Raw genomic sequence first — 22339 nt, 5'->3', positions numbered from 1 at the left:
GCTTGATTCAAATTGTTAAAGAGCGACGCAGCTTTTGGCTGCTGCGGGAGTGGCATTCTACTCAACCGCCTTCTCGAGTCAAGCCTTATTTTCAAAGGCTTTTCGAGGCTACCGACTCAGGCTTTGCGTTGCCGCTTGCCCTGTCGATGGAGGCGCATTATAGGGAGCGAATTCGTTCTGGCAACCCCTCCTCTGCAATAAAATTGCAAAAATCGGCACTTTTTTAGTTATTCATATCCAAGCACAGCTTTTATACAAACTTATCCACAGAAACCGGTGTCGTCTTGCTAGAATGGCCGAAAACAAGGAGGCCAAGATGGACTTGCGACTGAGACCTTACAAGGGAAAGTGCCCGCAACTGGGCAAACGGGTATATGTGGATCCCTGCGCCACCCTGGTGGGGGATATCCAGCTGGGTGACGATGCCAGCATCTGGCCCATGGTGGCCGCCAGAGGGGACGTCAACCATATCCGCATCGGTGCGCGCAGCAACATTCAGGACGGCACGGTGCTGCACCTGACCCGCAAGAGTGCCAGCAACCCTGGCGGCTATCCGCTGCTTATCGGCGAAGATGTCACGGTCGGACACAAGGCGATGCTGCATGGCTGCACCATAGGCGACCGTGTATTGGTCGGCATGGGTGCCATCCTGCTGGATGGGGTGATCGTTGAAGACGATGTGATGATCGGGGCGGGCAGCCTGGTGCCACCAGGCAAGCGGCTCGAGGCCGGCTTTCTTTATATGGGCAATCCCGTCAAGCAGGCCCGCCCTCTCAAGCCGGCCGAGATCGCCTTCCTGAAGACCTCGGCCGACAATTATGTGCTGCTCAAGGATGAATACCTGCAAGAGGCCTGACCCTGCAGCCACAAACAGGAAGCCCGGCATGATGCCGGGCTTCTCTGCTTATATAGCTAGCCAATCACTGTGGTCAGGATCAGTGGGCCTGATCCCAGTTGACACCAGTGCCCACTTCCACCACCAGCGGCACATCCAGTTCGGCCGCACACGACATCTTCTCCTTGATGAGGGCGATGTACTCTTCCAGCTTCTCTTCGCGGATCTCGAACACCAGTTCATCGTGCACCTGCATCAACATGCGGATCGACTCGTCTTCAATCCCGCGGATCCAGCCATCCACATTGATCATGGCCCGCTTGATGATGTCGGCAGCGGTGCCCTGCATGGGGGCGTTGATGGCGGCCCGTTCGGCAGCCTTGCGCAGGCCCGCGTTGCGAGACTTGATATCCGGCAGATAGAGGCGACGGCCAAACAGGGTTTCGACATAGCCCTGGGCGTCCGCCTGCTGGCGGGTGCGCTCCATGTACTCCAGCACCCCCGGGTAGCGCTCGAAGTAGAGATCCATGTACTTCTGCGCCTCGGCACGACCGATCCCCAGCTGCTTGGCCAGACCGAAGGCGCTCATGCCATAGATGAGACCGAAGTTGATCGCCTTGGCACTGCGGCGCATGTCGCTGGTCACCGCATCGAGCGCGACCCCGAACACCTCGGCGGCGGTCGCCTTGTGGATGTCCTTGCCCTCGGCGAAGGCGGTCAGCAACCCCTTGTCACCGGAGAGGTGGGCCATGATGCGCAGCTCGATCTGGGAGTAGTCCGCCGCCACCAGCTTGTAACCGGCGCACGGAATGAAGGCCTGCCGAATGCGGCGCCCCTGTTCGTTGCGTACCGGGATGTTCTGCAGGTTGGGGTCGGTGGACGACAGTCGACCGGTCGCCGCCACCGCCTGGTGATAGGAGGTGTGCACCCGCCCGGTCTGCGGCTTGATCATCAGCGGCAGCTTGTCGGTGTAGGTGGACTTGAGCTTGGCCAGGCCACGGTGCTCCATCAGCAGACGCGGCAGCTCATAGGTCTCCGCCAGCTCGGCCAGCACCTCTTCCGCAGTGGATGGCGCTCCCTTGGGGGTCTTTTTGATGATCGGCAGCCCCAGCTTGGTGAAGAGGATTTCACCCAGCTGCTTGGGCGAGGAGAGATTGAACTCCTGCCCGGCCAGCTCGTGGGCCTGCTTCTCCAGCTCTGCCAGACGCACTTCGATCTCCTGGCTCTGCTGATGCAGCAGCTTGGGCTCGATGGTGGTACCGAGTCGCTCCATCCGCGCCAGCACCGGCAGCAGCGGCAGTTCGATCTCGCTGAACACCTTGGCAAGGCCCGGCTCGGCAGAGAGCTTGCCCCACAGTGCCTGATGCAGACGCAGGGTGATGTCGGCATCTTCCGCCGCATAGGGAGCGGCCTGCTCCAGCTCGATCTGGTTGAAGGTGAGCTGCTTGACCCCCTTGCCGGCAATGTCTTCGAACGAGATGGTCTCGGCATTCAGATATCTGCGTGCCAGCGAATCCATGTCGTGACGGCTGGCGGTAGAGTTGAGCACATAGGACTCGAGCATGGTGTCGTAGGCGATACCCTGCAGCTCGATACCGTGGTTGAGCAGCACGTTGCGATCGTACTTGAGGTTCTGCCCCACCTTGAGACGGGCCGGATCTTCCAGCAGCGGCTTGAGCTTGCCCAGCACCAGCGCTTCGCTCAGCTGGACAGGCGCTCCCAGATAATCATGGCCGAAGGGCACGTAGGCCGCCTTGCCCGGCTCGATGGCAAAGGAGACGCCAACGACGCGCGCTTCCATATAGTCGAGACTGGTGGTCTCGGTGTCGAAGGCAAACAGCGGCGCCGCCTGCAACCGTGCCAGCCACTCGTCGAATTCGGCCTCATCCAGGATGCAGCGATAGTCGGTTTCGATGGCGGCTGCCGGGGCGGCGCCTTCCTCATCACCTGCGGCTTCGCTCTCCTCGTCACCAGACTCCAGCTCTTTGATCAGATTGCGCAGCTCATACTCGCGATAGACCGCCAGCAGGGCCTCCTTGTCGATGGGGCCAAGCTGCAGCTCTTCCAGACTCTGCTCCAGGACCACGTCGGTTTTGATGGTGGCCAGCACATAGGAAAGGCGCACCTGCTCTTCCTGCTCGCGGAACTTGTCGGCAAACGCCTTGGAGCCGCGGAAGCCGAGCGCCGCCACCTTGTCGAGGTTGGCGGCAATCTCGTCGATGCTGCCTATCCCCTGCAACAGGGCCAGTGCGGTCTTCTCGCCGACACCGGTCATGCCGGGAATGTTGTCCACCTTGTCCCCCATCAGCGCCAGGTAATCGATGATGAGCTCGGGCGGTACGCCGAACTTCTCGATCACCCCTTCCCGATCGGTCTTCACATCCTTCATGGTGTCGATCAGGGTGACATGGTCGGAGACCAGCTGCGCCATGTCCTTGTCGCCAGTGCTGATGAGCACAGGCAGCTGTTTCTCGGTCGCCTGACGGGCCAGGGTGCCGATCACGTCGTCAGCCTCCACCCCTTCGACCATCAGGAAGGGGAAACCCATTGCCTTGATCATCTGGTGGATAGGGGCGACCTGGCTGCGCAGATCGTCCGGCATGCTGGCGCGTGTTGCCTTGTATTCGGGATAGATGTCGTCGCGGAAGGTCTTGCCCTTGGCGTCGAACACCACGGCCACGTGGCAGTCAGGGTACTGCTTGCGAAGGCTGCGCATCATGTTGGCCATGACACGGACGGCGCCGCTAGGCAAGCCGGTCGAGGTGCGCAGATCGGCCTGCTGCGAGGCAAAGAAGGCGCGGTAAAGATATGAAGATCCGTCGACCAGAATAAGAGGATTGCTAGAGGCCATGAAAATCGTCCTGCCAAGAATAAACAGCCGCTAGGATGCCACAGGGCCCGCACCACACCAAGGGGACTCCCACCATCACCCCGGCGCACCGGTGGGGCATATTGCTGTGGATAACTCTGTGCTCAAAAATGGCACCATTGCATCACGGCCGTGACAAAGCTGTGGATTAAAACAAAAAATATCTTTTAAAACATTGCGTTGAAAACATTAAAACTCAACATGACACACTCATCATGATCTCGATCAATGTGGAAAAAAATTCAAGGGGGGTACTGAGGCAGGATCCAAAACGAAACAATCCTAGCACAGGGAGATGACTTGACCAGCGGAGGTCGAACGATAACCATACAAAAGTACAACAATCTACCCTGGCTCACATTTTCAACAACGAGGAGTCTGTCATGAAAAAAGTGGCCGTGATCTTGAGTGGTTGTGGCGTGTTTGACGGCGCCGAAATCCACGAGGCCGTCATCAGCCTGCTGGCGCTGGCCCGTCAGGGAGCATCCGTTCAATGCTTCGCCCCCAATGTCCCTCAGCTTCATGTCATCAATCACCTGACCGGCGAGGTCAGCGAGGGAGAGAACCGCAACGTGCTGGTCGAGGCGGCCCGCATCTGCCGCGGCCAGATCAGAGATGCGGCTGAACTGGATGCAGCCGACTTCGACGCCCTGCTGGTGCCGGGCGGCTTCGGCGCCGCCAAGAACCTGTGTGACTTCGCCATCAAGGGCGCAGAGTGCCGCATCCAGCCGGATGTGCTGAAGGCCTGCCAGAGCTTTGCCAGAGCAGGCAAACCGGCCGCCTACATCTGTATCGCACCGGCCATGATCCCGCTCATCTATGGGGCAGGCACCCTGGCCACCATTGGCAACGACGAGGGCGCCGCCAACGCCATCGAAGCCATGGGTGGCAGTCATCTCGACTGCCCGGTGAGCGAATTCGTGGTGGATCAGGAGCGCAAGGTCATCTCCACCCCTGCCTACATGCTGGCCAACAATATTGTGGAGGCGGCGGACGGCATCGAGAAGACCGTCAAACAGCTGCTGGCACTCTGATTGCCCGGCAGACCAAAACAAGCGGGCCGCTCAAGGAGCGGCCCGCTTGTTTTGGTCAGTCTAGACGAGATCAGATGGCATCGCCCATCTGGTCCATCTTGCCCAGCAGGGCACGCAGACGCTCTTGCCAGGCAACGTGCTCGTTGCGCAGTTGGTGGTTTTCGTCTTGCAGCTTGCTGTTCTGCTCTTTCAGCTCGTCCAGCTCCATCTTCAGCAAGGAGATGTTGTCGACGGCGGATTGTACTTTGGATTCGAGTTGCTCAAGGACTTCTAGTGACATATGCATACCTGTATGTTCAATTGCGATGCCCCACAGAGGGCGATTCAAGCGCGTGGAGCCAGCATACCCTGATGCGCTCGGCACAAACAAGCCAGCACGTTGCAAAATGCGCCCTGCGGCCCGGTATTGCTTAAATATGCGTCGGTTTTTCTCGCAGGCAGCAGGAACCTCGATCCCGGGCGTCCGCCGTGGCACAACCCGCCCTCCTGCCGATGCCGCCATCAGCCATGCAAGGCGATGAAGCCCCCCATCATCAGACAGGCCACGGCGTACATCAACAGGCCGTAGAGCAGGTTCCAGCGCAGCAGCAGCCCGGCGCTCAGGTTGTAGCGGGACGCCAGCGCCAGATTGGAGCCGGAGAGCGGGCTCGTCCCGGTCGCCAGCCCCCACCCCATGAGGAAGCACATGCCAAGCAGGCTGGGATCCGGAGCCAGCGGCCAGAGCAGCGGCGCCACCCCCGAGATGCTGATGAGAGGATGCACACCCACTATGGCCACCAGGAAGATCAGCAGCAGGGTCAGGCAGGCTTCCAGCCAGCCGAAGTGGTTGAACAGCGGCAGGCCGTGGCCACTGCCAAAGTCCAGTACTGACAGCGCGCTGTTGATGCCAGCCGCCAGCAGGCCGGCCCCCAGAAACAGCACAAGCTGGCCACCGATGGCCGGGAAGCGCTCAACCACCTGGCGCTTGAGAGCAGCCCCTCGCCCCGCTTGCGGCATGAACAGCAAGGCCAGCAAGGGCGCCACCAGGGCGATCACCGCCAGAATGCTGAGTCCGGGCCAGAAACGGTGGATCACCAGCACCAGCAGTGCCAGGGTCACCGGTAGCCCCAAGGTCTGGAGCCGCAGCGGATAACCTTCAAAGGTCTCCACGCCGAGTCGCTCTACCTGCCAGGCCGTCAGCCCCATGGCCAGCAAAGCCGCCAGTATGCCAAAAGGCAGTATGCTGCCCAGTTGCAGACCCGGTGCATAGGTGAGGGCAACTGCCATGGCGACGAAGAAGGGGGACCAAAATGCAGCCGCACAGAAGATCCGGCTCAGCACCATGACCTGACGCCGCTCCAGCGTCCCGTTGCGCTCCAGCCGATCGCCGATGATGAAGAGCACCGAAAGATTGATGACGGCCCCCAGCAGATTGAGGCTGGCCATGGTGCTCCACAGCCCCTTGCGACCGGACCAGGAGGCGGTGCCGGTCAAGAGGCCGGAGGTAGCCAGATTGAGGGTGCTCACTGCGGCAAACATGGTCAGCATGTTGATGTTCGGCAAGAGCCAGTCACCTGGGCTGAGGCTGGCCCCCCGCCACCAGGAAAAGAGCAGCAGCAGGAGCGCCGCGCCGTAGAGGGCCAGCGCCTGGCGCCGTGCGGCACCCACCAGCCAGGGCCAGGTGAGCAGGGAGGCGGCCCAGGCCGCGATGGCGGCGGGCCAGGGGGAGAAGTCCAGATAAAGGTGCAGCAGGTTGAGCAGCCACATCCCCAGGATCAGAAAGCCTGACCAGCGCTTGACCATACAACGGCCTCGGTCAGGGGATCAGAGGCACTGATCCATGTCCAGGGAAGGTTTGTCGCACTCGGGGCGGCCCACAATCCTGGCGGGCACGCCAGCGACCGTGGTGTGAGGCGGCACCGGGTTGATCACCACGCTGCCGGCACCGATCTTGGCGCCGACGCCCACCTCGATGTTGCCGAGGACCTTGGCCCCCGCCCCTATCATCACCCCTTCCCGGATTTTGGGGTGACGATCGCCACTCTCCTTGCCGGTCCCCCCCAGAGTCACACTCTGAAGGATGGAGACGTCGTTCTCTATGACGGCGGTTTCCCCGACCACGATACCGGTGGCATGGTCAAACATGATGCCCTTGCCGATGCGGGCGGCCGGGTGTACATCCACGCCGAACACCACGGAGATCTGGTTTTGCAGATAGAGCGCCAGGGCACGGCGTCCCTGACGCCACAGCCAGTTGGCCACCCGATACCCCTGAAGAGCATGGAATCCCTTGAGGTAGAGCAGCGGGGTGGAGAAGAGGTCGACCGCCGGGTCGCGATCCTGCACCGCGCAGATGTCGGCGGCCACTGCGGCCAGCAGCTCGGGTTCGCTGCGCAGGGCCAGCTCGATCACTTCCCGCAAGGCGATGGCAGGCATGGTGGTGCTGTCGAGCTTGTTGGCGAGCTGGAAGCTCAGCGCCGAGCGCAAATCCCGGTGATTGAGAATGGTGGAATGAAAGAAGCTGGCCAGCATGGGCTCCTGGGCCGCCATGCTCTGCGCTTCCTGCTGAATTTTTTGCCAGGTTCTGGCAACCAGATCATCCATGTTGCAGCCTACTGTTGTTCAGGGTGAGTGCTTTGTCGTTCTTTTGTCAGCACCGAGATGGGGTCCATGTGAATGATCACATCCATCCGCTCGAAGGCCTGGCGGACGGCCAGTTCAGCCTCGTCGGCTATCTGATGGGCCCTGACCAGAGGCAGTTGATCATCGAGTTCCAGATGCAACTGCACGAAACGGGTCGGCCCGGATTGGCGGGTACGCAGGTCATGTACGCCATGCACCCCCTCTACGGCGCAGCAGAGGGCCATTATTCTCGCTTGTTCCTCCTCTGGCAACTGACGATCGAGCAGGGCCTGCACCGATTCGTAGCCGATATGGACAGCCCCCCACACCAGGAACAGACCGATCAGAATGGCAAACAGGCCGTCGGCCCAGTACCATCCCTGTCCCGCCAGCACCAGTGCCACCAGCACGCCGCCATTGAGCAGCAGGTCGGAACGGTAGTGCAGCATGTCGGCCTTGATGGCCACACTGTTGGTCTTGCGGATGACAAAGCCCTGGAAGCTCACCAGCAGCAGGGTCAGCACGATGGAGCCGACGCTGACCCAGATCCCCGCCTCCAGGCGTACCACGGGCACCTGATTCAGCATCGACGAGATGCCGTGCATCACCAACAGCAGGGCGGACCCCGAGATGAAGGCCGACTGCACCAGACCCGCCAGGGACTCCGCCTTTCCGTGGCCGAAGCGATGCTCTTCGTCGGCAGGGGCCAGCGCATAACGGATGGCCAGCAGATTGATGAGAGAGGCGCTGATGTCCATGAAGGAATCGGTCAGGGATGCCAGCAGGCTGGATGAATCCGTCATCAGCCAGGCGATCAGTTTGCCCAGGATGAGCAGGGTGGCGGTGGTCACAGCGGCCATGCTGGCCAGGGTGACCCAGCGGGAATAGTGTTGGTGGCTCAAAACCGGCTTTCCTCCGACGCGTAAAAACTTATTATACCCTGACCCGGACGTCAGTTTGGCGTGCAAAATCAACAGAGTGACTCCCAGATGAACAAAATACTCCTTGTCGACGACGATCTCGAACTGACCCAGCTGCTCACCGAAATCCTGACCCTGGAGGGGTTTGAGGTCACCGTCGCCGAGGATGGGGAAGAGGGATTGCAGCGACTGGCAGAACAGGCATTCGACCTGGTGCTGCTGGACGTCATGATGCCCAGACTCAACGGTTTCGCGATGCTGACCCGGCTGCGCAAGACCCACGACACCCCGGTGTTGATGCTGACCGCCCGTGGCGACAGCCAGGATCGGGTCAACGGGCTGGAGGCCGGTGCCGACGACTATCTCGCCAAGCCGTTCGACGACAGGGAGCTGCTGGCCCGGGTGCGCGCCATCCTGCGTCGAACCCAGAGCCAGGCTCCCCAGCGCGGAGCCCCGGACGAGCTGAGATTCATGGATCTGGTGCTGCAGCCCGGCCTGCAACAGGCTCGCTGCGACGATCAGTTGCTGGAGCTCACCGCCACCGAGTTCGGCCTGCTGGAGTGCCTGCTGCGCAATCCGGGCCAGATCGTCAGCAAGGGCCTGCTCTCCGAGCAGGTGCTGGGCAAGAAGCTCGAACCCTTCGATCGGGCCATCGACATGCACCTGAGCAACCTGCGCAAGAAGCTGCCGGAACGGGCCGACGGCCAGCCCCGCTTCAAGACTGTGCGGGGACGAGGCTACCTGTGGCTGGAGCAGGCATGAAATCGGCCCGCACCTTCAACGGCCTGTCCACCCAGATCTTCCTCTGGTTCTGGTTCATCCTGCTGCTGGTCGTGGCCGCGGTGGTGATCCTCCCCACCCTGGACCCCCGCAACATCATCCCGCTGCCGGCCCACGAGATCACCCGTCTCAACAACAACTTGGCGGCGCTGCAACGGGGCGCGGATCCCGAGCAGGATTTCGATCTGGCCAAGGCCATCGATGCCGCGGGCCTCTTGCCGGTGGACAACATCTATCTACGCGATGCCAAGGGGCAGATGCAGTCCAGCACCCGGCTGAGCAAGTTCGTGATCCGTTTCATGCTCGACTCGGACAACCCGGCCAAGCCCATGCTGGGCAGCGAACACCAGCGCGCCATCGCCGGCCCCTTCCAGATGGTCCATCACGGCCAGACCTATCACGTCTATTTCGGTCTGAACGTCGAAAACTCCTACCTGTTCCTCTTCATCCAGATCCTGGATCACCCCATCCAGATCCTGGGCATCGCCATGCTGGTCAGCACCCCGCTCTGTCTGTTGCTCGCCTGGCGCCTGACCCGCCCCATACTGCAGTTGCAGCAGTCGGTCTCCCAACTCGCCCAGGGCAACCTGGAAATACAGATCCCCAACCTGGGGCGGCGCGACGAGATAGGCCAGCTGGCCGAACATGTCAGTCGCATGGTCGATACCCTCAAGGACATGATCCAGAAGCAGAAGCAGCTGCTCTCCGACATCTCCCACGAGCTGCGCAGCCCCCTGACCCGCATCCAGCTCGCACAGGCGCTGATCCGCCGCAAGCAGGGGGACAGCGCCGAGCTGGCGCGCATCGAAGGGGAGATAGCCCGGCTCGACAAGCTGATAGGGGATCTGCTGGATCTGTCGCGGGTGCAGCAACATGTGGAAGCGCCGGTGACGCTGCCCCTGGCGGAGCTGCTGGAGCCCATCCTGGACGATGCCATGTTCGAGGCAAACCAGAACGGCAAACAGCTCAGGCTCCCTTCCCTGCCCGCCGAATCTCTCACCATGTGGCCGGAGCTGCTGGCGCGCGCCCTGGAAAATCCCCTGCGCAACGCCCTCAAGTATGCCCGCGAGTTCATCAAGGTGGACTGGTACCGGGAGGGACGGGAATGGGTGATGACCATACGGGATGACGGCCCTGGCGTGCCGGTGGAGCAGCAGCCCCGGTTGTTCCTGCCCTTCTTTCGGGTGGACGATGCCCGCAACGCCAAGACCGGGGGCACGGGTCTCGGCCTTGCCATCGCCGCCGAGGCGATCCAGCGTCATGGGGGGACCATCCGGGCCAGCAGCAATCAGCCGACCGGACTGGTCATCACCATCCGTCTGCCCATGCCCTGACCTCCCCCTTTTCATCGGCACGGGTGCTGGGTATGCTGGCGCCCGTTTCGCACCAGCCCAGGATCCTTCCATGCTCGATATCGTGCTCTACCAACCGGAAATCCCCCCCAACACCGGCAACATCATTCGCCTCTGCGCCAATACCGGCTACCGGTTGCACCTGATAGAGCCCCTGGGGTTCGAGTGGGATGACAAGCGGGTCAAGCGGGCCGGGCTCGACTATCACGAGTTTGCCGACGTCAAGCGCTGGCCTGACTATGAGGCGTTTTTGGCGGCCGTCGCCCCCCAACGGGTCTTTGCCTGCACCACCAAGGGACGCACCGCCCACTCGGCGGCCCGGTTTGCCCCCGGTGACGCCCTGCTGTTCGGGCCCGAGAGCCGAGGCCTGCCCATGGAGATCATCGAGAGCCTGCCATTCGAGCAGCGGCTGCGCATTCCCATGCTGCCCCAGAGCCGCAGCATGAATCTGGCCAACGCCGTCGCGGTGTTCGTCTACGAGAGCTGGCGGCAGTTCGACTATTCAGGCTCGCTCTGACCGCTGACGATATTGGCAAGACGGCCAGGATTCAGACTGACTGCGCCATCTCCTGCCCCGCCAGCAGCCGTCCATCACGCTCCAGTCGCCAGCAGAGCCAGCCCAGCGTCAGGCCACGACCGGCCATCAAGGCACTCATGGCGGCCCACAGGGCCGCCACACCCCATCCCTGGCAGAACCACCAGATGGGAAAGAAGCCGGCAAACACCGCCACCAGCATGCTGTTGCGCATCTCCCGGGCCCGGGTGGCGCCGATAAAGACCCCGTCCAGCAGGAAGCACCAGACCGCCAGCAGCGGCATGGCCACCAGCCAGGGGAGCTGACGTTGCGCCTCGGCGATCACCGCCGGTATGTCGGTAATGTGGCGGATGAGCCAGTGTCCCCCCAGGGCAAACGAGAGGGTGAATGCCAGGGCGATCAGCAGCGCCCAGCCCAGATTGAGGACGATGGCCTCCCGCAGCAGCGGCCGATCACGCCGCCCGATGGCACGCCCTACCATGGCTTCCACCGCATAGGCAAATCCATCCAGCCCGTAGGAAATCAGCATCAGGAAATTGAGCAGCACCGCATTGGCGGCCACCGCCACATCCCCCAGCCTGGCCCCCTGCAGAGTCATGAACACGAAGCAGAGTTGCAGGCAGAGGGAGCGGATGAAAATATCCCGGTTCAGGGCGAGCAGCCGCAGCAGGGCCGGCCACTGGCGCCAGCGCTGCCAGGCGTTGTGCCACACCCCGGGATCAAGTCGGCGCAGATGCCGGCTCACCAGCCAGAACCCCACCCCGAGCGTGCTGTAATCCGCCAGCAGGGAAGCTGCGGCCACCCCTTTCACCTGCCAGCCCAATCCCAGCACGAACCAGGCATCCAGCACCATGTTGACGAGATTGCCCAGGATCAGAAGCAGCATGGGACTGCGTGCATCCTGCATGCCCAGCAACCACCCCATGATGACCAGATTGCACAAGGCCGCCGGGGCGCTCCAGACCCGCACCGACACATATTGACCGGCATAGGTCTGTACCTCGGAAGAGCCGCCGCCGAGGGCGATGATGGCAGGCAGGAACGGCAACAACAGGAGCAACAGCACCATGCCCAGTCCGATCGCCAAGCACAGGGCCCGCGCCAGGGTGTCGAGCTGCCCTTCGGCATGGGCTGCACCCTGAGCCTGGGCAGTCAGCCCTGTGGTGGACATGCGCAGGAAGCCAAGCAGCCAGAACAGCAGATTGATGAAGGTCGCACCGACCGACACGCCCCCCAGAAACCAGGCCTGGCCAAGATGACCGATCACCCAGGTGTCCACCAACCCCAGCAAGGGCGTGGTGACGTTGGAGAACACCATGGGCAGGGCCAGGGCGAAGACGGCTCTGTGGCGGCGAGGATCCTTCAGCCAGGCGGGAATCAGCATGGTGCGCGCCGGGATCACTCGCCAGCCAGCCGCACGATGCGCGCGAAGTCGGCCACCATGGCCTGCATGTCCACGTGGGGCACCTCACCCGGTGCCACTTTGGGTCGGAAGGTGGCCACCAGCTTCCCCTCGGGGTTGATCAGCACGATGGAGGCGGAGTGGTCGATCAGGTAGTCCTTGCGATCCCCTTCCACGATGGAATAGACCAGCCCCAGATTGCGGACCAGAGGAAAGAGGGCACTGTGAGGTGCTGTCGCCGCCTTGAACTCGGGCTCGAAGAAGGCGGTATAGCTTTTCAGGCGGGCGCTGTCATCCCGCTGGGGATCCGCCGAGATGAATACCACCTGGCTAGTGGGGGCTATCTTCTTCAACGCCGGATAGACGCTGCGCAGATCCGCCAGCGTGGTCGGACAGACATCCGGGCAGTAGGTGTAGCCGATGAACAGAAAGCTCCAGTGTCCCGTCAGGTTGGCAGGGGTAAAGGGCTGTGCATCCGCATCCGTGAGGGTAAACGGGTTGATGTCTCGCCCCGCCGGGTAGTAATCGGCCTGTTCCGGCACCGCGGGCTGACTCCAGTAATAAGCCGCCGCAATGGCGCCGATGAACAGCAACAGCAGCAGGTAAAAGCGTGGTTTAACCATATAAAACAAAGCCTTGCTTATGTTAGAAGCCCTAGGGGCAAAACCGGTAGGGGTCATTGTAACCCGCCCGCCCCCGCCGCTGGCTAGTCTTGCATCCCGGCGGGAAAGCGTCTGTGCCATGGATAAGCCGCATCGGCGCCAAAACAAGAGCCCCGCTCTGGCGGGGCTCTTGTCTGTACAGGAAGAGGGATCAGGGCCGCAGCCTGTGCTGCGGCTGGGCACGTCTCAGGGGGACGCGCAGCGGGATGACGGGGGCAGTCCAGGGCTCATCCGGCAATCCGATGTCGTGATGACGGCGAAACAGACGAACCAGGCGGACAATCTTGTCTTTGGGGCACCCAAGCCAGATGGTCCAACCATCTCCCTTGTGATAGACCCAGAGCGCATAGAACCATGTCATCCGACTGCCCTTGATGAATCGGGTGATGGAAGATGCGGGCGCTGCGGCCGGCACCGGATCCCACGGCGAGCTTGAAGCCATACCTGTCCTCCTTGCTCAACAGGTCACGCTGACGGGTCTCTTTGTCCCCAACGACGAACCAACCACGGCAGCGTACTGACTGTACGAGTCCCCAGTCTGAGGCGACTCTCCCTTCTGCGCACCGACCCGGCGATCATGCATCCCTGCCATGGCGTACTGCCCGGTGCGACTCCCCCTTCCCTGATCACCGACCATGACAGGGGCCTTATCAAAGGATATATCCGAAATGCATGTCGTGCGGCGAGACTGTGCGCACAGGAAGGAGAAGCGAAAAGGTGGGGAGGAGATGCCATCGGCAGATGAAAATGAAGAGGCCTCCCGCAGGAGGCCTCTTCATCGCATCGGATGCTTACATCCAGTCGGCGTTGCGGATCACGCCGACCGCCAGGCCCTCTATGGTAAGGTGCTGACTGGCGAGATCCACCTCGATGGGGGAGAGCTCTTCGTTTTCCGGCAGCAGCCACACCTGGCTGCCCTTGCGCTGGAAGCGCTTGACGGTGACGTCTTCGTCCAGACGTGCCACCACGACCTGGCCGTTGCGTACCTCCTGGGTCTTGTGTACCGCCAGCAGGTCCCCGTCCATGATGCCGATGTTCTTCATGCTCATGCCCTGCACCCGCAGCAGGAAGTCTGCCCGCGGGTGGAACAGGGCGGGATCCACCTGGTAGTGGCTCTCGATGTGTTCCTGGGCCAGGATGGGTTCCCCGGCCGCCACCTTGCCAATCAGTGGCAGGCCGTTTTCTTCAGGCTGCACGTCCTCTTCTTCGAGCAGCAGACGAATGCCGCGGGACGTACCCGGCATGATCTCGATGACCCCTTTTTTGGCCAGGGCCTTCAGATGTTCTTCGGCCGCGTTGGCCGACTTGAAGCCAAGCTTCTGGGCAATCTCGGCGCGAGTCGGCGGCATGCCGGTCTCGTTCATGTTCGCCTTGATGAGCTCGAGTACTTCAGCCTGGCGAGGGGTAAGGGGTTTCATAGCATGGGCACCTGTCTTTTTATACAGCACACTGGCAGTATATACAGTACTGGGGCCAAGGCAAGGCGCAACTGGCATTTGTCGCGACCCGACGCACATTTGTCCCTCCCCCTGCTCTGAAGTGCCGACTCATCGTACCTCTCGGCGACAAGCAGCCGGTGATTTGCTATGCTCACGCCGCATTTTTTTGGAGAGCAGACGCACATGTCCCTTGGACAGAAGATTTCCAGAGCCATCCTGCAATGGCCGGTCAGCGGCTTGGTCAATCACAAGAGCCTGCCGGAAAACCCCATCACCGAGCTCAAGCTGGATCCGGCCAGACCCATCGTCTATGCCCTGAAGACCAGCTCGATCACCGACCTGATGACCCTGCAACAGTGCTGCGAGGATCTCGGCCTGCCCGGCCCCTTCACGCCGCTGGAGCTGAACGGTCAACTGCTGCCACGCTACGTCTGTCTGGATCGTCCGCCTCCCCTGTTCGGCACGCGCAACAAGCCGCTCCCCTTCCTGCAGGAGTTCCACCAGCTGCTGGACCTGCACAAGCAGGATCCGGCGCTGGACATCCAGGTAGTACCCGTCACCCTGTTCTGGGGCCGCGCCCCGGGCCGGGAAGGCGAGGAGGCCTCCGGCTGGAACATCATCAGCAGCCTGGCGCCAAACCGCCTGAAGAAGGCGCTGATCGTGATCCTGAAAGGGCGCGAGAACCTGGTGCGCTTCTCCCCGCCCCTCTCTCTGCGCTACATGGCGGACAAGCACGGCACCGACGAGGCCATCGCCCACAAGCTGGCGCGGGTGGCCCGCACCCACTTCAGCCGCCAGCAGCTGGCCGCCACCGGGCCCAAGCTGCCGAACCGCAACCTGCTGTTTAAGCAACTGCTGGATTCGAGCGTGATCCAGCAGGCCATCGAGGAGGAGGCCAGACGGGAAGGGATCAGCCTGGAGAAGGCGCAAAAGCGTGCCCACGGCTACATGGACGAGATCGCCTCCAATTTTTCCTATCGGTTGATCCGCCTCGGCGAAAGCTTCCTTGGCTGGCTGTGGAACAAGCTCTATCGCGGCCTCTCGGTCAACGGAGCAGAGCAGGTGCGTCAGCTGGCCCAGGAAGGGCACGAGATCGTCTACGTCCCCTGCCATCGCAGCCACATGGATTACCTGCTGCTCTCCTACGTCATCTACCACCAAGGCATGGTGCCACCCCACATCGCGGCGGGCATCAACCTCAACTTCTGGCCGGCAGGCCCCATCTTCCGCCACGGCGGCGCCTTCTTCATCCGCCGCACCTTCAAGGGCAATCCGCTCTACAGCACGGTATTCCGGGAGTACCTCAACCTGCTGTTCGCCAAGGGCTATTCGGTGGAATTCTTCACCGAGGGTGGGCGTTCGCGTACCGGTCGCCTGCTGCCCCCCAAGACCGGCATGCTGGCCATGACCCTGCAGGCCATGATGCGCGGGCTGGACAGGCCGGTGACCCTGGTCCCCGTCTACCTCGGCTACGAGCACGTGATGGAGGTGAACACCTATCACAACGAACTCAAGGGGAGCCGCAAGGAGAAGGAGAGCTTCCTGCAGGTGCTCGGCATCCTGCGCAAGCTGCGCAACTATGGCCGTGGCTTCGTCAATTTCGGCGAACCGCTGACCCTCAACAGCTATCTCGGCGAACACGTGCCCACCTGGAAGGAGAGCATCGGCCGGGAGGAGCGCCCCGAGTGGATGGCCTCCACCGTCAACCAGCTGGCCGAGCTGCTGATGACCCGCATCAACGATGCCGCCGCCGTCAACGGCCTGACCCTGAGTGCCCTGGCCCTGCTGGCCGCCGAGCGCCACGCCTTGACCCGAGACGAACTCCAGGCCCAGCTCAACACCTATCTGGACCTGCTCAAGCAGGTGCCCTACAGCCCGCACAGCACCATGCCGGACGAGGACGCCAGGACCCTGCTGGAGCAGGCGATGGAGCTCAACAAGTTCGAGGTGAGCGAGGACAAGCTGGGCCAGATCATCAGCCTGGACCGCTATCAGGCGATCCTGCTCACCTACTACCGCAACAACATACTGCACCTGTTCGCCATGCCCTCCCTGGTGGCGGCCCTGATCGAGCGGTGCGAGGGGATCTCCCGCAGCGAGATCGTCGCCCGCTGTGTCGACATCTACCCCCTGCTCAAGACCGAACTCTTCCTGCGCTATGAAGAGGACGAGCTGCCGGAGCTGATCGATGCCCTGCTGGCCGAGCTGTTGCGCCAGCAACTGGTCGAGGCCCGCGACGGCGGCTACTGGGTCAACCCCGGCAACCAGATGCGCCTGCTGCTCTTGGCCGAAAGCATTCAGGAGACCCTGCAACGCTACGCCATCGTGCTGACCCGCATGCTGGCCCAGCCCCACATCGAGGCAGAGCAGCTGGAAGCGGACGGCCTGATGATGGCGGAGCGCCTCGGCACCCTGCACGGCATCAACGCCCCCGAGTTCTTCGACCAGAAGCTGTTCAGCACCCTGATCCACACCCTGCGCAGCGAAGGCTATCTGGATCCGGGCTGCAAACCGGATCTCGGCCGCTTCCAGGCATTGGCCGACAACATAGTGCCGCTGCTCAGCAACAAGATCCGCCGCACCATCCAGGCGGGCAACCGGCTCTGAGGCGTCGACACCCAACAAAAAGGCCGCATCATGCGGCCTTTTTTCATCAAGGAAGGGGGGCGGGTTAGAGGTAGTGAACCATCACCCCGAGCAGCACCAGCGCCCCCACGTAGTTGTTGTTGAGAAACGCCTGGAAGCAGGCTTCCCGCTGCCGCTCCCGGATCAGTCGCTGCTGGTAGACGAACAGCGCCGCCGCCCCCAGCAGCCCCCAGTAATAACCTGACCCCAACCCCATCAGCTGCCCGACCCCCAGCAGGATCAGCAGGGTCGCCAGTTGCAGCGCGCCGATGATCCGCTTGTCGTGGCGGCCAAACAGGATGGCGCTCGACTTGAGGCCGAGCTTGAGGTCGTCATCCCTGTCCACCATGGCGTACTCGGTGTCATAGGCGATGGTCCACAGCAGGTTCGCAAGAAACAACAGCCAGGCTTCCGGCGGCAGGGCATTGGCCTGGGCCGCATAGGCCATGGGAATGGACCAGGAGAAGGCCATGCCGAGCACCAGCTGGGGGATGGGGATGAAGCGCTTCATGAAGGGGTAACAGACCGCCAGCAGCAGACCGGCAAAGGACAGGCTGATGGTGAGCGGGTTCAACGTCAGCACCAGGGCGAACGAGAGAAGCGCCAGCACGGCGAACAGCACCAGCACTTCCCGCTCGGCGACCCGCCCCATGGGCAGCGGTCGCCCGGCGGTGCGTTTCACATGACCGTCGAAGTTGCGATCCGCATAGTCATTGATGACACAGCCGGCGGAGCGCATCAGAAAAACGCCCACCACGAACACGGTCAGGATCCAGGGGTCAGGCAGGCCACCAGCCGCCAGACAGAGCGCCCACAGGGTCGGCCACAGCAGCAGCAGGGTACCGATGGGCTTGTCGATGCGGGCCAACTGCACGTAGGCCAGTCCCCGCTCCTTGGTTAACAGCTTCACTCCAGCTCCTTATCCGATGGCAACGAATGAGATGATAGCGAGGGCAGGAAAAGTTCATGGACCAGCAGTGGCCATTGCCCCAGAAACAGGCGGGAACGACGCCCCCAGACGGTGGCGGCCGGACACCAGGGATTGCTCGCTATCTCGAAACAGGCCAGTTGCAGGTGATCCCGTCGCGCCGGAGCCTCACCGAAAATGCGCTCTCCCAGCGGCTGCTCTCCCAGATCCTGCAAACCGCCCCCCTGCAAGGCCGCTTCGGCAAACAGGGTCCAACCCAGGATGGCAGGCCCGCCATCACCGTGCAGGATCACCTCACGGCACATGCCCGCGGGGGCCGACACCGCCACCAGCGCCTGCTCGTCCACCGTCAGCGACACGGCGCGATTGCCGAGCAGCTGCACCGAGAGATGATGATTGTAACGACGCAGGCGCCGGGTCATGGAATCGGCCTCCAGCAACCAGGGACGCAGCGCCTCGGGTGGTTCGCACTCTGCAGGCGCCCGCCACGGGACGAGCTGGACGAGGGGAACAGTCAACTCGGACTTCACAGCTTCACCATCCGGAGATTTCCGTTGTCAGGTTAAAAACCGGTTTATTATCCGTAAATCAATGGCGAATTGTAAGAACATCCGTGCTTGACGGCCCCGATGGCAGCATCAAAAATGGGGCATCCGTCGCTGCCGAGCCATCCAGATGAAGATCTTCAGAATTCTGCTGCTGTCCCTGGGTTGTACCCTCTTGAATACGCAGGCCTTCGCCAACGAGGAAGAGGCCACCGATCCCGCCTCCTCCGCCGTCCAGCCAGGATTCGCCTATCACGCTCTGGATCCGGACATCATCACCAACTACCTTGGCGACGGCAAAACCCTCGGCTATGTACGGGTGACGGTAGAGCTGATGGCCACGGACGCTGCCGACCTCAAGTTGCTGGAGCAGCACGACCCCCTGATCCGCGACGCCATCATCCGGCTGATTGGCAGCAAGACGGGCGCACAGATCAAGTCCCTGGTGAACCGGGAAGAGCTGCGCAAGGAGTGTGAGGCCAAGGTCAACGAACTGCTGGTCAAGGAGACGGGCAAGAAGGCGGTCCGCGAGCTCATCTTCACCAAATACCTGTACCAGTAACCACACCGGGAGGGGTCCTGCCCCTCTCACCCGTTGCATTCACTGTCGAGGACGTCATGGGTCACAAGACGCTGTGTGAGTGGCGCCGTCACGAGATCCCCGCCGATCTCAAGACGCTGCGCAAGATTGTGCGCAAACCCAAATTCGTGTGTGGCAAGTGTGCCCGCAGCGCCAATGACAAGGATTACCTGTGCCAGCCGCTGCGGCTGAAACATAAGGAAGGGTAGGTCCCTCTTCTCACGAAGAGATTCACGCAAGATTTCAGAAGAGAGAGGAAGGCTGATTTATTGATCAGTCCAGCCATGGCGACCCTGTTCAAACAGGCGACGGGCCTGCACATCGTTGGGACAGACGCCGCGATACTCCTCTCCCGACCGTCCTGCCAGATAGAGATGCTCGGGTCGGCAATACCAGGCCAGCCCCTTCTGGCGACCCAGCTCCCAAAGGGCAAGGTCCACTTTTTCCCCGCACTGGGTCTGGTGAAAAGCCACCCGATCGCCAGCAAAACCGAGCTTGCCGTCCGCCTCTCCCACATCGCTCCACACCTTCTCGCAAGGGTCGTCGGAGTTGGAAACACAGCCCCCGAGCAGGGCGGCACAAAACATGATGACGAGTGAGCGCATATTCATCCTTGGCGTCGTTGGAATCGTTGTTGAGCCGCTGCCTGCCTCGTACAGCGTCATTTGAGCAGTTCATTCTAACCAGCCCGCCCCGTTCTCACCAAGGGCTGCCCCCCTCGCCACACAAAAAATCGGGCGGGCACCAGGCCCGCCCTCAGCGTTACAGGGAATCACTGATCGTCGAGAGGGTCATAGTCCTGCCAGCTCTCGTCATCCAGCTCCTCCAGCTCGTCTTCCCAGGATTCCGGCTCCCAGTCATCATCGAGATCGAAATCAGGCGTCTGCGTACCCATGCTCATTCTCCTTGGATAGTGCACCGGCCTACAAAGTCTATCCAGAATAATGGGGCTCGCCAGTGGTTCCGCTCAGAGCTTAACCAGGGTGCAGCCAGCCACCTGGAGTCATGGCTCCGGTGGCATCCACGCTCTGATCCAACCCGGTGATTGACCGGGCAAACACGTCGGCTGGCAGTTCCCGCGCAGGGCGACGGTGCACCGACCGGGTCTTAGGTCACAACGCCTTGAACATGCTTGCCTCGCCCTGTCGTGGCATCGCTCGTCAGGTGCTCTGACGCTTTTGCAATTGAAAATCCAGGGCGAGGCTCATGCCGGCCACCTCCTCGCCCGCCAGCTGACGCAGGATCAGCTCCGCCGCCTCCCTGCCCATCTGGTGATAGGGGATCCTGACCGAAGTCAGCGCAGGATGACAGGCGCGCGCCACATCCAGATCGTCGAAACCGGCGATGGCGAGCTTGCCCGGCACGCTCAGATGGCGGCGCTGGCATTCGAACAGCACCCCGGCCGCCAGCTCGTCGTTGACGCAGATCAGCGCATCCAGTTCGGGCCAGCGCAGCAGAAACTCCCCCAGCATGGCCGCCCCCGTGCTAAAACTCGGCAGCTCAGAGGTATTGATGATGGCGTCCGGGGAGAGGTAGTTGTCCAGCAGCGCCTTCTGCCAGCCCTGCATGCGCTGCTGCAGCATCCACTGCTCCTGGCGGGCACAGAGAAAGCCGATGTTGCGATGACCGCGCTCGATGAGGTGGCGGGTCAGCTGATAACCGGCATCGAAGTTGGAGACCCCGACGTTCATGTCGATGGGATGGCGCGCCATGGCTCCCACCTCCACCACCGGCAAGCGAGCCGCCTGCAGGCGCTGCCGGATGACCTCCCCGGGATCCCCCCCAAACAACACCACGGCGGCCGGATTGTGCTGCAGGAAATTGCTGAGCAGGCTGGCCTCCTGCTGCTTCAGGTGCTGGGCATCCCCCAGCATGATCTGATAGCCCTCGGCGAGCAGGGTCTGCTGCAGCCCGGCAATCATATCACCGCAGGCGCGCTCCGCCAGGCTGGGGACGATGACCACTATGGTCTGGGAAGTGGCGGAAGCCAGCGCCCCCGCCGCCCGATTGGGGATATAGCCGAGTTCATCCACCGCCGCCTCGATGCGCTCGCGCATCTTGTCGGACACCAGCTCGGGGGTGCGCAGGGCGCGCGACACCGTCATGGCTCCCACGCCAGCCAACTGGGCCACGTCGTTGAGGGTCACCCGACCCGTGCTGCGGCGTTTTTTCGCTTCTGACATCCTTTCCCTTCCTCGGCATACGGGCATTCACTTTAAGGCAAAAGCGGGGCACTGACTATTTGCTCAAACCGGATTTTACCTTCTTTGAGGCCGATAAGGGGCAGGATGAATCCCTTCCGTGAGAGAAATGATAGCGCTATCACAGATCGATGTTAGCGCTATCTGGTAGCGCTAACTTTCGCGATCAAGCTCACAGTTATCAAGAGGCAAGATCGCTAGATTGGCGCCATCCTATCCAGCCCGGACACTGCCATGCTGACCCAATTGCTGACCGAGGAGGTCATTTCCATCGAAGCGGGCGCCCGCGACTGGCGCCACGCCATCGAGCTGGCCACCGCCCCCCTGCTGGCCAACGGCACCATAGAGCCTTCCTATGTGGCGGCGCTCTATCGCTCCCACGAGGAGCTCGGCCCCTACTACGTGCTGGGACCGGGCCTGGCCATGCCCCACGCCCGCCCGGAAGACGGCGTCAACCGGTTGGGACTGGCGCTGACCGTGCTGAAGGAGGGGGTCAACTTCGGCTCCGAGGGCAACGACCCGGTGCGGCTGCTGGTCACCCTGGCCGCCAGCGACAGCAACTCCCACGTGGAGACCATCGCTCAGCTGGCCGAGCTGTTCATGAATGAAGAAGACGTGGCGGCCATCATGGCGGCCACCAGCAAAGACGACATCCTGCGCATCCTGGCGCGTTATTGAGTGGCGCCCTGCGCCCGACAGAGGAAGAGAACATGAAGATTCTGGTTGTATGCGGACACGGCCTGGGCACCAGCCTCATGATGGAGATGAGCATCAAGAGCATTCTCAAGGAGCTGGCCGTGACGGCCGAGGTGGATCACCGGGATCTCGCTTCCGCCGGCAGCGAGAGCGCCGAGATCTTTGTCGCCACCCGCGACATCGCCGAACAGCTGGTCAGCATGGGGGTCGACGGCCGGCTGGTCTCGCTGGACAACATGGTCGACAAGGCCGCCATGAAAGAAAAACTCGCCATCGCCCTGCGCGAGCTGGGCTCACTCTAACCCCTTTGCAACTGTCTGGGCGGCCGGTGAGCC

Annotated in this window: 25 protein-coding genes; 11 read left to right on the top strand and 14 right to left on the bottom strand. The window is 62.1% G+C overall.

What is annotated here, in order from left to right:
* Nucleotides 1-227, top strand: a 227-nt coding sequence (locus ACB037_RS20660; RefSeq protein WP_371175835.1) for a hypothetical protein, incomplete at its 5' end; no start/stop codon positions are given.
* Nucleotides 228-316: 89 nt separating this feature from the next.
* Nucleotides 317-856 carry a gamma carbonic anhydrase family protein gene (locus ACB037_RS20655; protein ID WP_052815561.1) on the top strand — a complete coding sequence of 180 codons (540 nt, stop codon included), beginning with the start codon at nt 317-319 and terminating at the stop codon, nt 854-856.
* 79 nt (nt 857-935) lie between these two features.
* Here the strand turns inward: ACB037_RS20655 and polA are convergent, their stop codons facing one another.
* Nucleotides 936-3686: a DNA polymerase I gene (gene polA, locus ACB037_RS20650; protein ID WP_371175834.1), complete on the bottom strand. Its 2751-nt coding sequence runs from the start codon at nt 3684-3686 to the stop codon at nt 936-938.
* A 401-nt stretch (nt 3687-4087) separates the two neighbouring features.
* Between polA and elbB the strand changes: the two genes are divergently transcribed.
* The gene (elbB, locus tag ACB037_RS20645; protein ID WP_103244038.1) at nt 4088-4738 is read left to right on the top strand and encodes an isoprenoid biosynthesis glyoxalase ElbB; all 651 of its coding nucleotides are present in this window, start codon (nt 4088-4090) and stop codon (nt 4736-4738) included.
* A 70-nt stretch (nt 4739-4808) separates the two neighbouring features.
* Here elbB and ACB037_RS20640 read toward each other — a convergent pair whose 3' ends face one another.
* The 4 genes from ACB037_RS20640 to ACB037_RS20625 all read right to left on the bottom strand — a co-directional run bounded on the left by ACB037_RS20640 (nt 4809) and on the right by ACB037_RS20625 (nt 8241).
* The gene (locus ACB037_RS20640; protein ID WP_010672454.1) at nt 4809-5018 is read right to left on the bottom strand and encodes a cell division protein ZapB; all 210 of its coding nucleotides are present in this window, start codon (nt 5016-5018) and stop codon (nt 4809-4811) included.
* A 221-nt stretch (nt 5019-5239) separates the two neighbouring features.
* Nucleotides 5240-6520 carry a hypothetical protein gene (locus ACB037_RS20635; RefSeq protein ID WP_010672453.1) on the bottom strand — a complete coding sequence of 427 codons (1281 nt, stop codon included), beginning with the start codon at nt 6518-6520 and terminating at the stop codon, nt 5240-5242.
* Between the two features lie 21 nt (nt 6521-6541).
* On the bottom strand, nt 6542-7321 hold the full coding sequence (gene cysE / locus ACB037_RS20630) for a serine O-acetyltransferase (RefSeq protein ID WP_010672452.1): 780 nt from the start codon (nt 7319-7321) through the stop codon (nt 6542-6544).
* 8 nt (nt 7322-7329) lie between these two features.
* Nucleotides 7330-8241, bottom strand: coding sequence for a cation diffusion facilitator family transporter (locus tag ACB037_RS20625; protein ID WP_043155671.1), 912 nt, complete (start codon nt 8239-8241; stop codon nt 7330-7332).
* An 87-nt stretch (nt 8242-8328) separates the two neighbouring features.
* Between ACB037_RS20625 and ACB037_RS20620 the strand changes: the two genes are divergently transcribed.
* From ACB037_RS20620 to trmL, 3 genes are all read left to right on the top strand, one after another.
* The gene (locus tag ACB037_RS20620) at nt 8329-9021 is read left to right on the top strand and encodes a response regulator (RefSeq protein ID WP_069651467.1); all 693 of its coding nucleotides are present in this window, start codon (nt 8329-8331) and stop codon (nt 9019-9021) included.
* A complete protein-coding gene (locus ACB037_RS20615) occupies nt 9018-10373 on the top strand; it encodes an ATP-binding protein (protein ID WP_039041147.1) in 1356 nt (451 codons plus the stop codon). Before ACB037_RS20620 ends, ACB037_RS20615 begins: the two co-directional genes overlap by 4 nt.
* 70 nt (nt 10374-10443) lie before the next feature.
* Complete coding sequence (gene trmL / locus ACB037_RS20610; protein WP_039041146.1) at nt 10444-10908, top strand: tRNA (uridine(34)/cytosine(34)/5-carboxymethylaminomethyluridine(34)-2'-O)-methyltransferase TrmL; 465 nt, start codon at nt 10444-10446, stop codon at nt 10906-10908.
* 31 nt (nt 10909-10939) lie between these two features.
* Here the strand turns inward: trmL and dinF are convergent, their stop codons facing one another.
* From dinF to lexA, 4 genes are all read right to left on the bottom strand, one after another.
* Nucleotides 10940-12310, bottom strand: coding sequence for an MATE family efflux transporter DinF (gene dinF, locus ACB037_RS20605; protein WP_371175833.1), 1371 nt, complete (start codon nt 12308-12310; stop codon nt 10940-10942).
* Nucleotides 12311-12324: 14 nt separating this feature from the next.
* Nucleotides 12325-12951: an SCO family protein gene (locus ACB037_RS20600; protein WP_045522510.1), complete on the bottom strand. Its 627-nt coding sequence runs from the start codon at nt 12949-12951 to the stop codon at nt 12325-12327.
* Between the two features lie 190 nt (nt 12952-13141).
* Complete coding sequence (locus ACB037_RS20595) at nt 13142-13351, bottom strand: hypothetical protein (RefSeq protein WP_080560358.1); 210 nt, start codon at nt 13349-13351, stop codon at nt 13142-13144.
* Nucleotides 13352-13781: 430 nt separating this feature from the next.
* Complete coding sequence (gene lexA / locus ACB037_RS20590) at nt 13782-14408, bottom strand: transcriptional repressor LexA (protein ID WP_010672444.1); 627 nt, start codon at nt 14406-14408, stop codon at nt 13782-13784.
* Between the two features lie 204 nt (nt 14409-14612).
* On the opposite strand from lexA, the gene plsB reads away from it, so the two are divergent.
* Nucleotides 14613-17036, top strand: coding sequence for a glycerol-3-phosphate 1-O-acyltransferase PlsB (gene plsB / locus ACB037_RS20585; RefSeq protein ID WP_010672443.1), 2424 nt, complete (start codon nt 14613-14615; stop codon nt 17034-17036).
* Nucleotides 17037-17100: 64 nt separating this feature from the next.
* Here the strand turns inward: plsB and ubiA are convergent, their stop codons facing one another.
* Nucleotides 17101-17964 carry a 4-hydroxybenzoate octaprenyltransferase gene (gene ubiA, locus ACB037_RS20580; RefSeq protein ID WP_161653254.1) on the bottom strand — a complete coding sequence of 288 codons (864 nt, stop codon included), beginning with the start codon at nt 17962-17964 and terminating at the stop codon, nt 17101-17103.
* Entirely contained in the window at nt 17961-18512 is a 552-nt protein-coding gene (locus ACB037_RS20575) for a chorismate lyase (protein ID WP_053288861.1), read from the bottom strand. The genes ubiA and ACB037_RS20575 overlap by 4 nt, the downstream gene beginning before the upstream one ends.
* 145 nt (nt 18513-18657) lie before the next feature.
* Here ACB037_RS20575 and ACB037_RS20570 point away from each other — a divergent pair, with 145 nt between their 5' ends.
* On the top strand, nt 18658-19089 hold the full coding sequence (locus ACB037_RS20570; protein ID WP_010672440.1) for a flagellar basal body-associated FliL family protein: 432 nt from the start codon (nt 18658-18660) through the stop codon (nt 19087-19089).
* Nucleotides 19090-19145: 56 nt separating this feature from the next.
* Nucleotides 19146-19316: a hypothetical protein gene (locus tag ACB037_RS20565; protein ID WP_010672439.1), complete on the top strand. Its 171-nt coding sequence runs from the start codon at nt 19146-19148 to the stop codon at nt 19314-19316.
* 57 nt (nt 19317-19373) lie between these two features.
* Here ACB037_RS20565 and ACB037_RS20560 read toward each other — a convergent pair whose 3' ends face one another.
* The 3 genes from ACB037_RS20560 to ACB037_RS20550 all read right to left on the bottom strand — a co-directional run bounded on the left by ACB037_RS20560 (nt 19374) and on the right by ACB037_RS20550 (nt 21290).
* On the bottom strand, nt 19374-19718 hold the full coding sequence (locus ACB037_RS20560) for a DUF2799 domain-containing protein (RefSeq protein WP_080989975.1): 345 nt from the start codon (nt 19716-19718) through the stop codon (nt 19374-19376).
* Between the two features lie 161 nt (nt 19719-19879).
* Nucleotides 19880-20002 carry a hypothetical protein gene (locus ACB037_RS20555; protein WP_010672437.1) on the bottom strand — a complete coding sequence of 41 codons (123 nt, stop codon included), beginning with the start codon at nt 20000-20002 and terminating at the stop codon, nt 19880-19882.
* Nucleotides 20003-20267: 265 nt separating this feature from the next.
* Nucleotides 20268-21290, bottom strand: coding sequence for a LacI family DNA-binding transcriptional regulator (locus tag ACB037_RS20550; protein ID WP_041212112.1), 1023 nt, complete (start codon nt 21288-21290; stop codon nt 20268-20270).
* A gap of 252 nt (nt 21291-21542) precedes the next feature.
* Between ACB037_RS20550 and ACB037_RS20545 the strand changes: the two genes are divergently transcribed.
* Together ACB037_RS20545 and ACB037_RS20540 are read left to right on the top strand one after the other, a co-directional pair.
* On the top strand, nt 21543-21986 hold the full coding sequence (locus ACB037_RS20545) for a PTS sugar transporter subunit IIA (protein WP_005307534.1): 444 nt from the start codon (nt 21543-21545) through the stop codon (nt 21984-21986).
* 32 nt (nt 21987-22018) lie between these two features.
* Nucleotides 22019-22306, top strand: a complete 288-nt coding sequence (locus ACB037_RS20540; RefSeq protein WP_371175832.1) for a PTS sugar transporter subunit IIB — start codon at nt 22019-22021, stop codon at nt 22304-22306.
* Nucleotides 22307-22339 lie beyond the last annotated feature (33 nt).

It is taken from the genome of Aeromonas sp. S19(2024) (genome assembly GCF_041402625.1).
GTDB classification, from domain to species: Bacteria; Pseudomonadota; Gammaproteobacteria; order Enterobacterales; family Aeromonadaceae; genus Aeromonas; species Aeromonas caviae.
The sequence above is the reverse complement of the archived record's forward strand: the minus strand, read 5'-3'. Positions and strand labels throughout refer to the sequence as shown.

What these genes read in the sequence shown, in the direction of transcription:
- ACB037_RS20620 (WP_069651467.1), top strand. Translation starts at nt 8,329, where the DNA reads ATGAACAAAATACTCCTTGTCGACGACGATCTCGAACTGACCCAGCTG.
- ACB037_RS20565 (WP_010672439.1), top strand. Translation starts at nt 19,146, where the DNA reads ATGGGTCACAAGACGCTGTGTGAGTGGCGCCGTCACGAGATCCCCGCC.
- ACB037_RS20555 (WP_010672437.1), bottom strand. Translation starts at nt 20,002, where the DNA reads ATGGGTACGCAGACGCCTGATTTCGATCTCGATGATGACTGGGAGCCG.
- lexA (WP_010672444.1), bottom strand. Translation starts at nt 14,408, where the DNA reads ATGAAACCCCTTACCCCTCGCCAGGCTGAAGTACTCGAGCTCATCAAG.
- ACB037_RS20570 (WP_010672440.1), top strand. Translation starts at nt 18,658, where the DNA reads ATGAAGATCTTCAGAATTCTGCTGCTGTCCCTGGGTTGTACCCTCTTG.
- elbB (WP_103244038.1), top strand. Translation starts at nt 4,088, where the DNA reads ATGAAAAAAGTGGCCGTGATCTTGAGTGGTTGTGGCGTGTTTGACGGC.
- ACB037_RS20600 (WP_045522510.1), bottom strand. Translation starts at nt 12,951, where the DNA reads ATGGTTAAACCACGCTTTTACCTGCTGCTGTTGCTGTTCATCGGCGCC.
- polA (WP_371175834.1), bottom strand. Translation starts at nt 3,686, where the DNA reads ATGGCCTCTAGCAATCCTCTTATTCTGGTCGACGGATCTTCATATCTT.
- dinF (WP_371175833.1), bottom strand. Translation starts at nt 12,310, where the DNA reads ATGCTGATTCCCGCCTGGCTGAAGGATCCTCGCCGCCACAGAGCCGTC.
- ACB037_RS20595 (WP_080560358.1), bottom strand. Translation starts at nt 13,351, where the DNA reads ATGACATGGTTCTATGCGCTCTGGGTCTATCACAAGGGAGATGGTTGG.
- ACB037_RS20655 (WP_052815561.1), top strand. Translation starts at nt 317, where the DNA reads ATGGACTTGCGACTGAGACCTTACAAGGGAAAGTGCCCGCAACTGGGC.
- ACB037_RS20550 (WP_041212112.1), bottom strand. Translation starts at nt 21,290, where the DNA reads ATGTCAGAAGCGAAAAAACGCCGCAGCACGGGTCGGGTGACCCTCAAC.
- ACB037_RS20545 (WP_005307534.1), top strand. Translation starts at nt 21,543, where the DNA reads ATGCTGACCCAATTGCTGACCGAGGAGGTCATTTCCATCGAAGCGGGC.
- ACB037_RS20640 (WP_010672454.1), bottom strand. Translation starts at nt 5,018, where the DNA reads ATGTCACTAGAAGTCCTTGAGCAACTCGAATCCAAAGTACAATCCGCC.
- ACB037_RS20615 (WP_039041147.1), top strand. Translation starts at nt 9,018, where the DNA reads ATGAAATCGGCCCGCACCTTCAACGGCCTGTCCACCCAGATCTTCCTC.
- ACB037_RS20540 (WP_371175832.1), top strand. Translation starts at nt 22,019, where the DNA reads ATGAAGATTCTGGTTGTATGCGGACACGGCCTGGGCACCAGCCTCATG.
- plsB (WP_010672443.1), top strand. Translation starts at nt 14,613, where the DNA reads ATGTCCCTTGGACAGAAGATTTCCAGAGCCATCCTGCAATGGCCGGTC.
- cysE (WP_010672452.1), bottom strand. Translation starts at nt 7,321, where the DNA reads ATGGATGATCTGGTTGCCAGAACCTGGCAAAAAATTCAGCAGGAAGCG.
- ACB037_RS20635 (WP_010672453.1), bottom strand. Translation starts at nt 6,520, where the DNA reads ATGGTCAAGCGCTGGTCAGGCTTTCTGATCCTGGGGATGTGGCTGCTC.
- ACB037_RS20560 (WP_080989975.1), bottom strand. Translation starts at nt 19,718, where the DNA reads ATGAATATGCGCTCACTCGTCATCATGTTTTGTGCCGCCCTGCTCGGG.
- trmL (WP_039041146.1), top strand. Translation starts at nt 10,444, where the DNA reads ATGCTCGATATCGTGCTCTACCAACCGGAAATCCCCCCCAACACCGGC.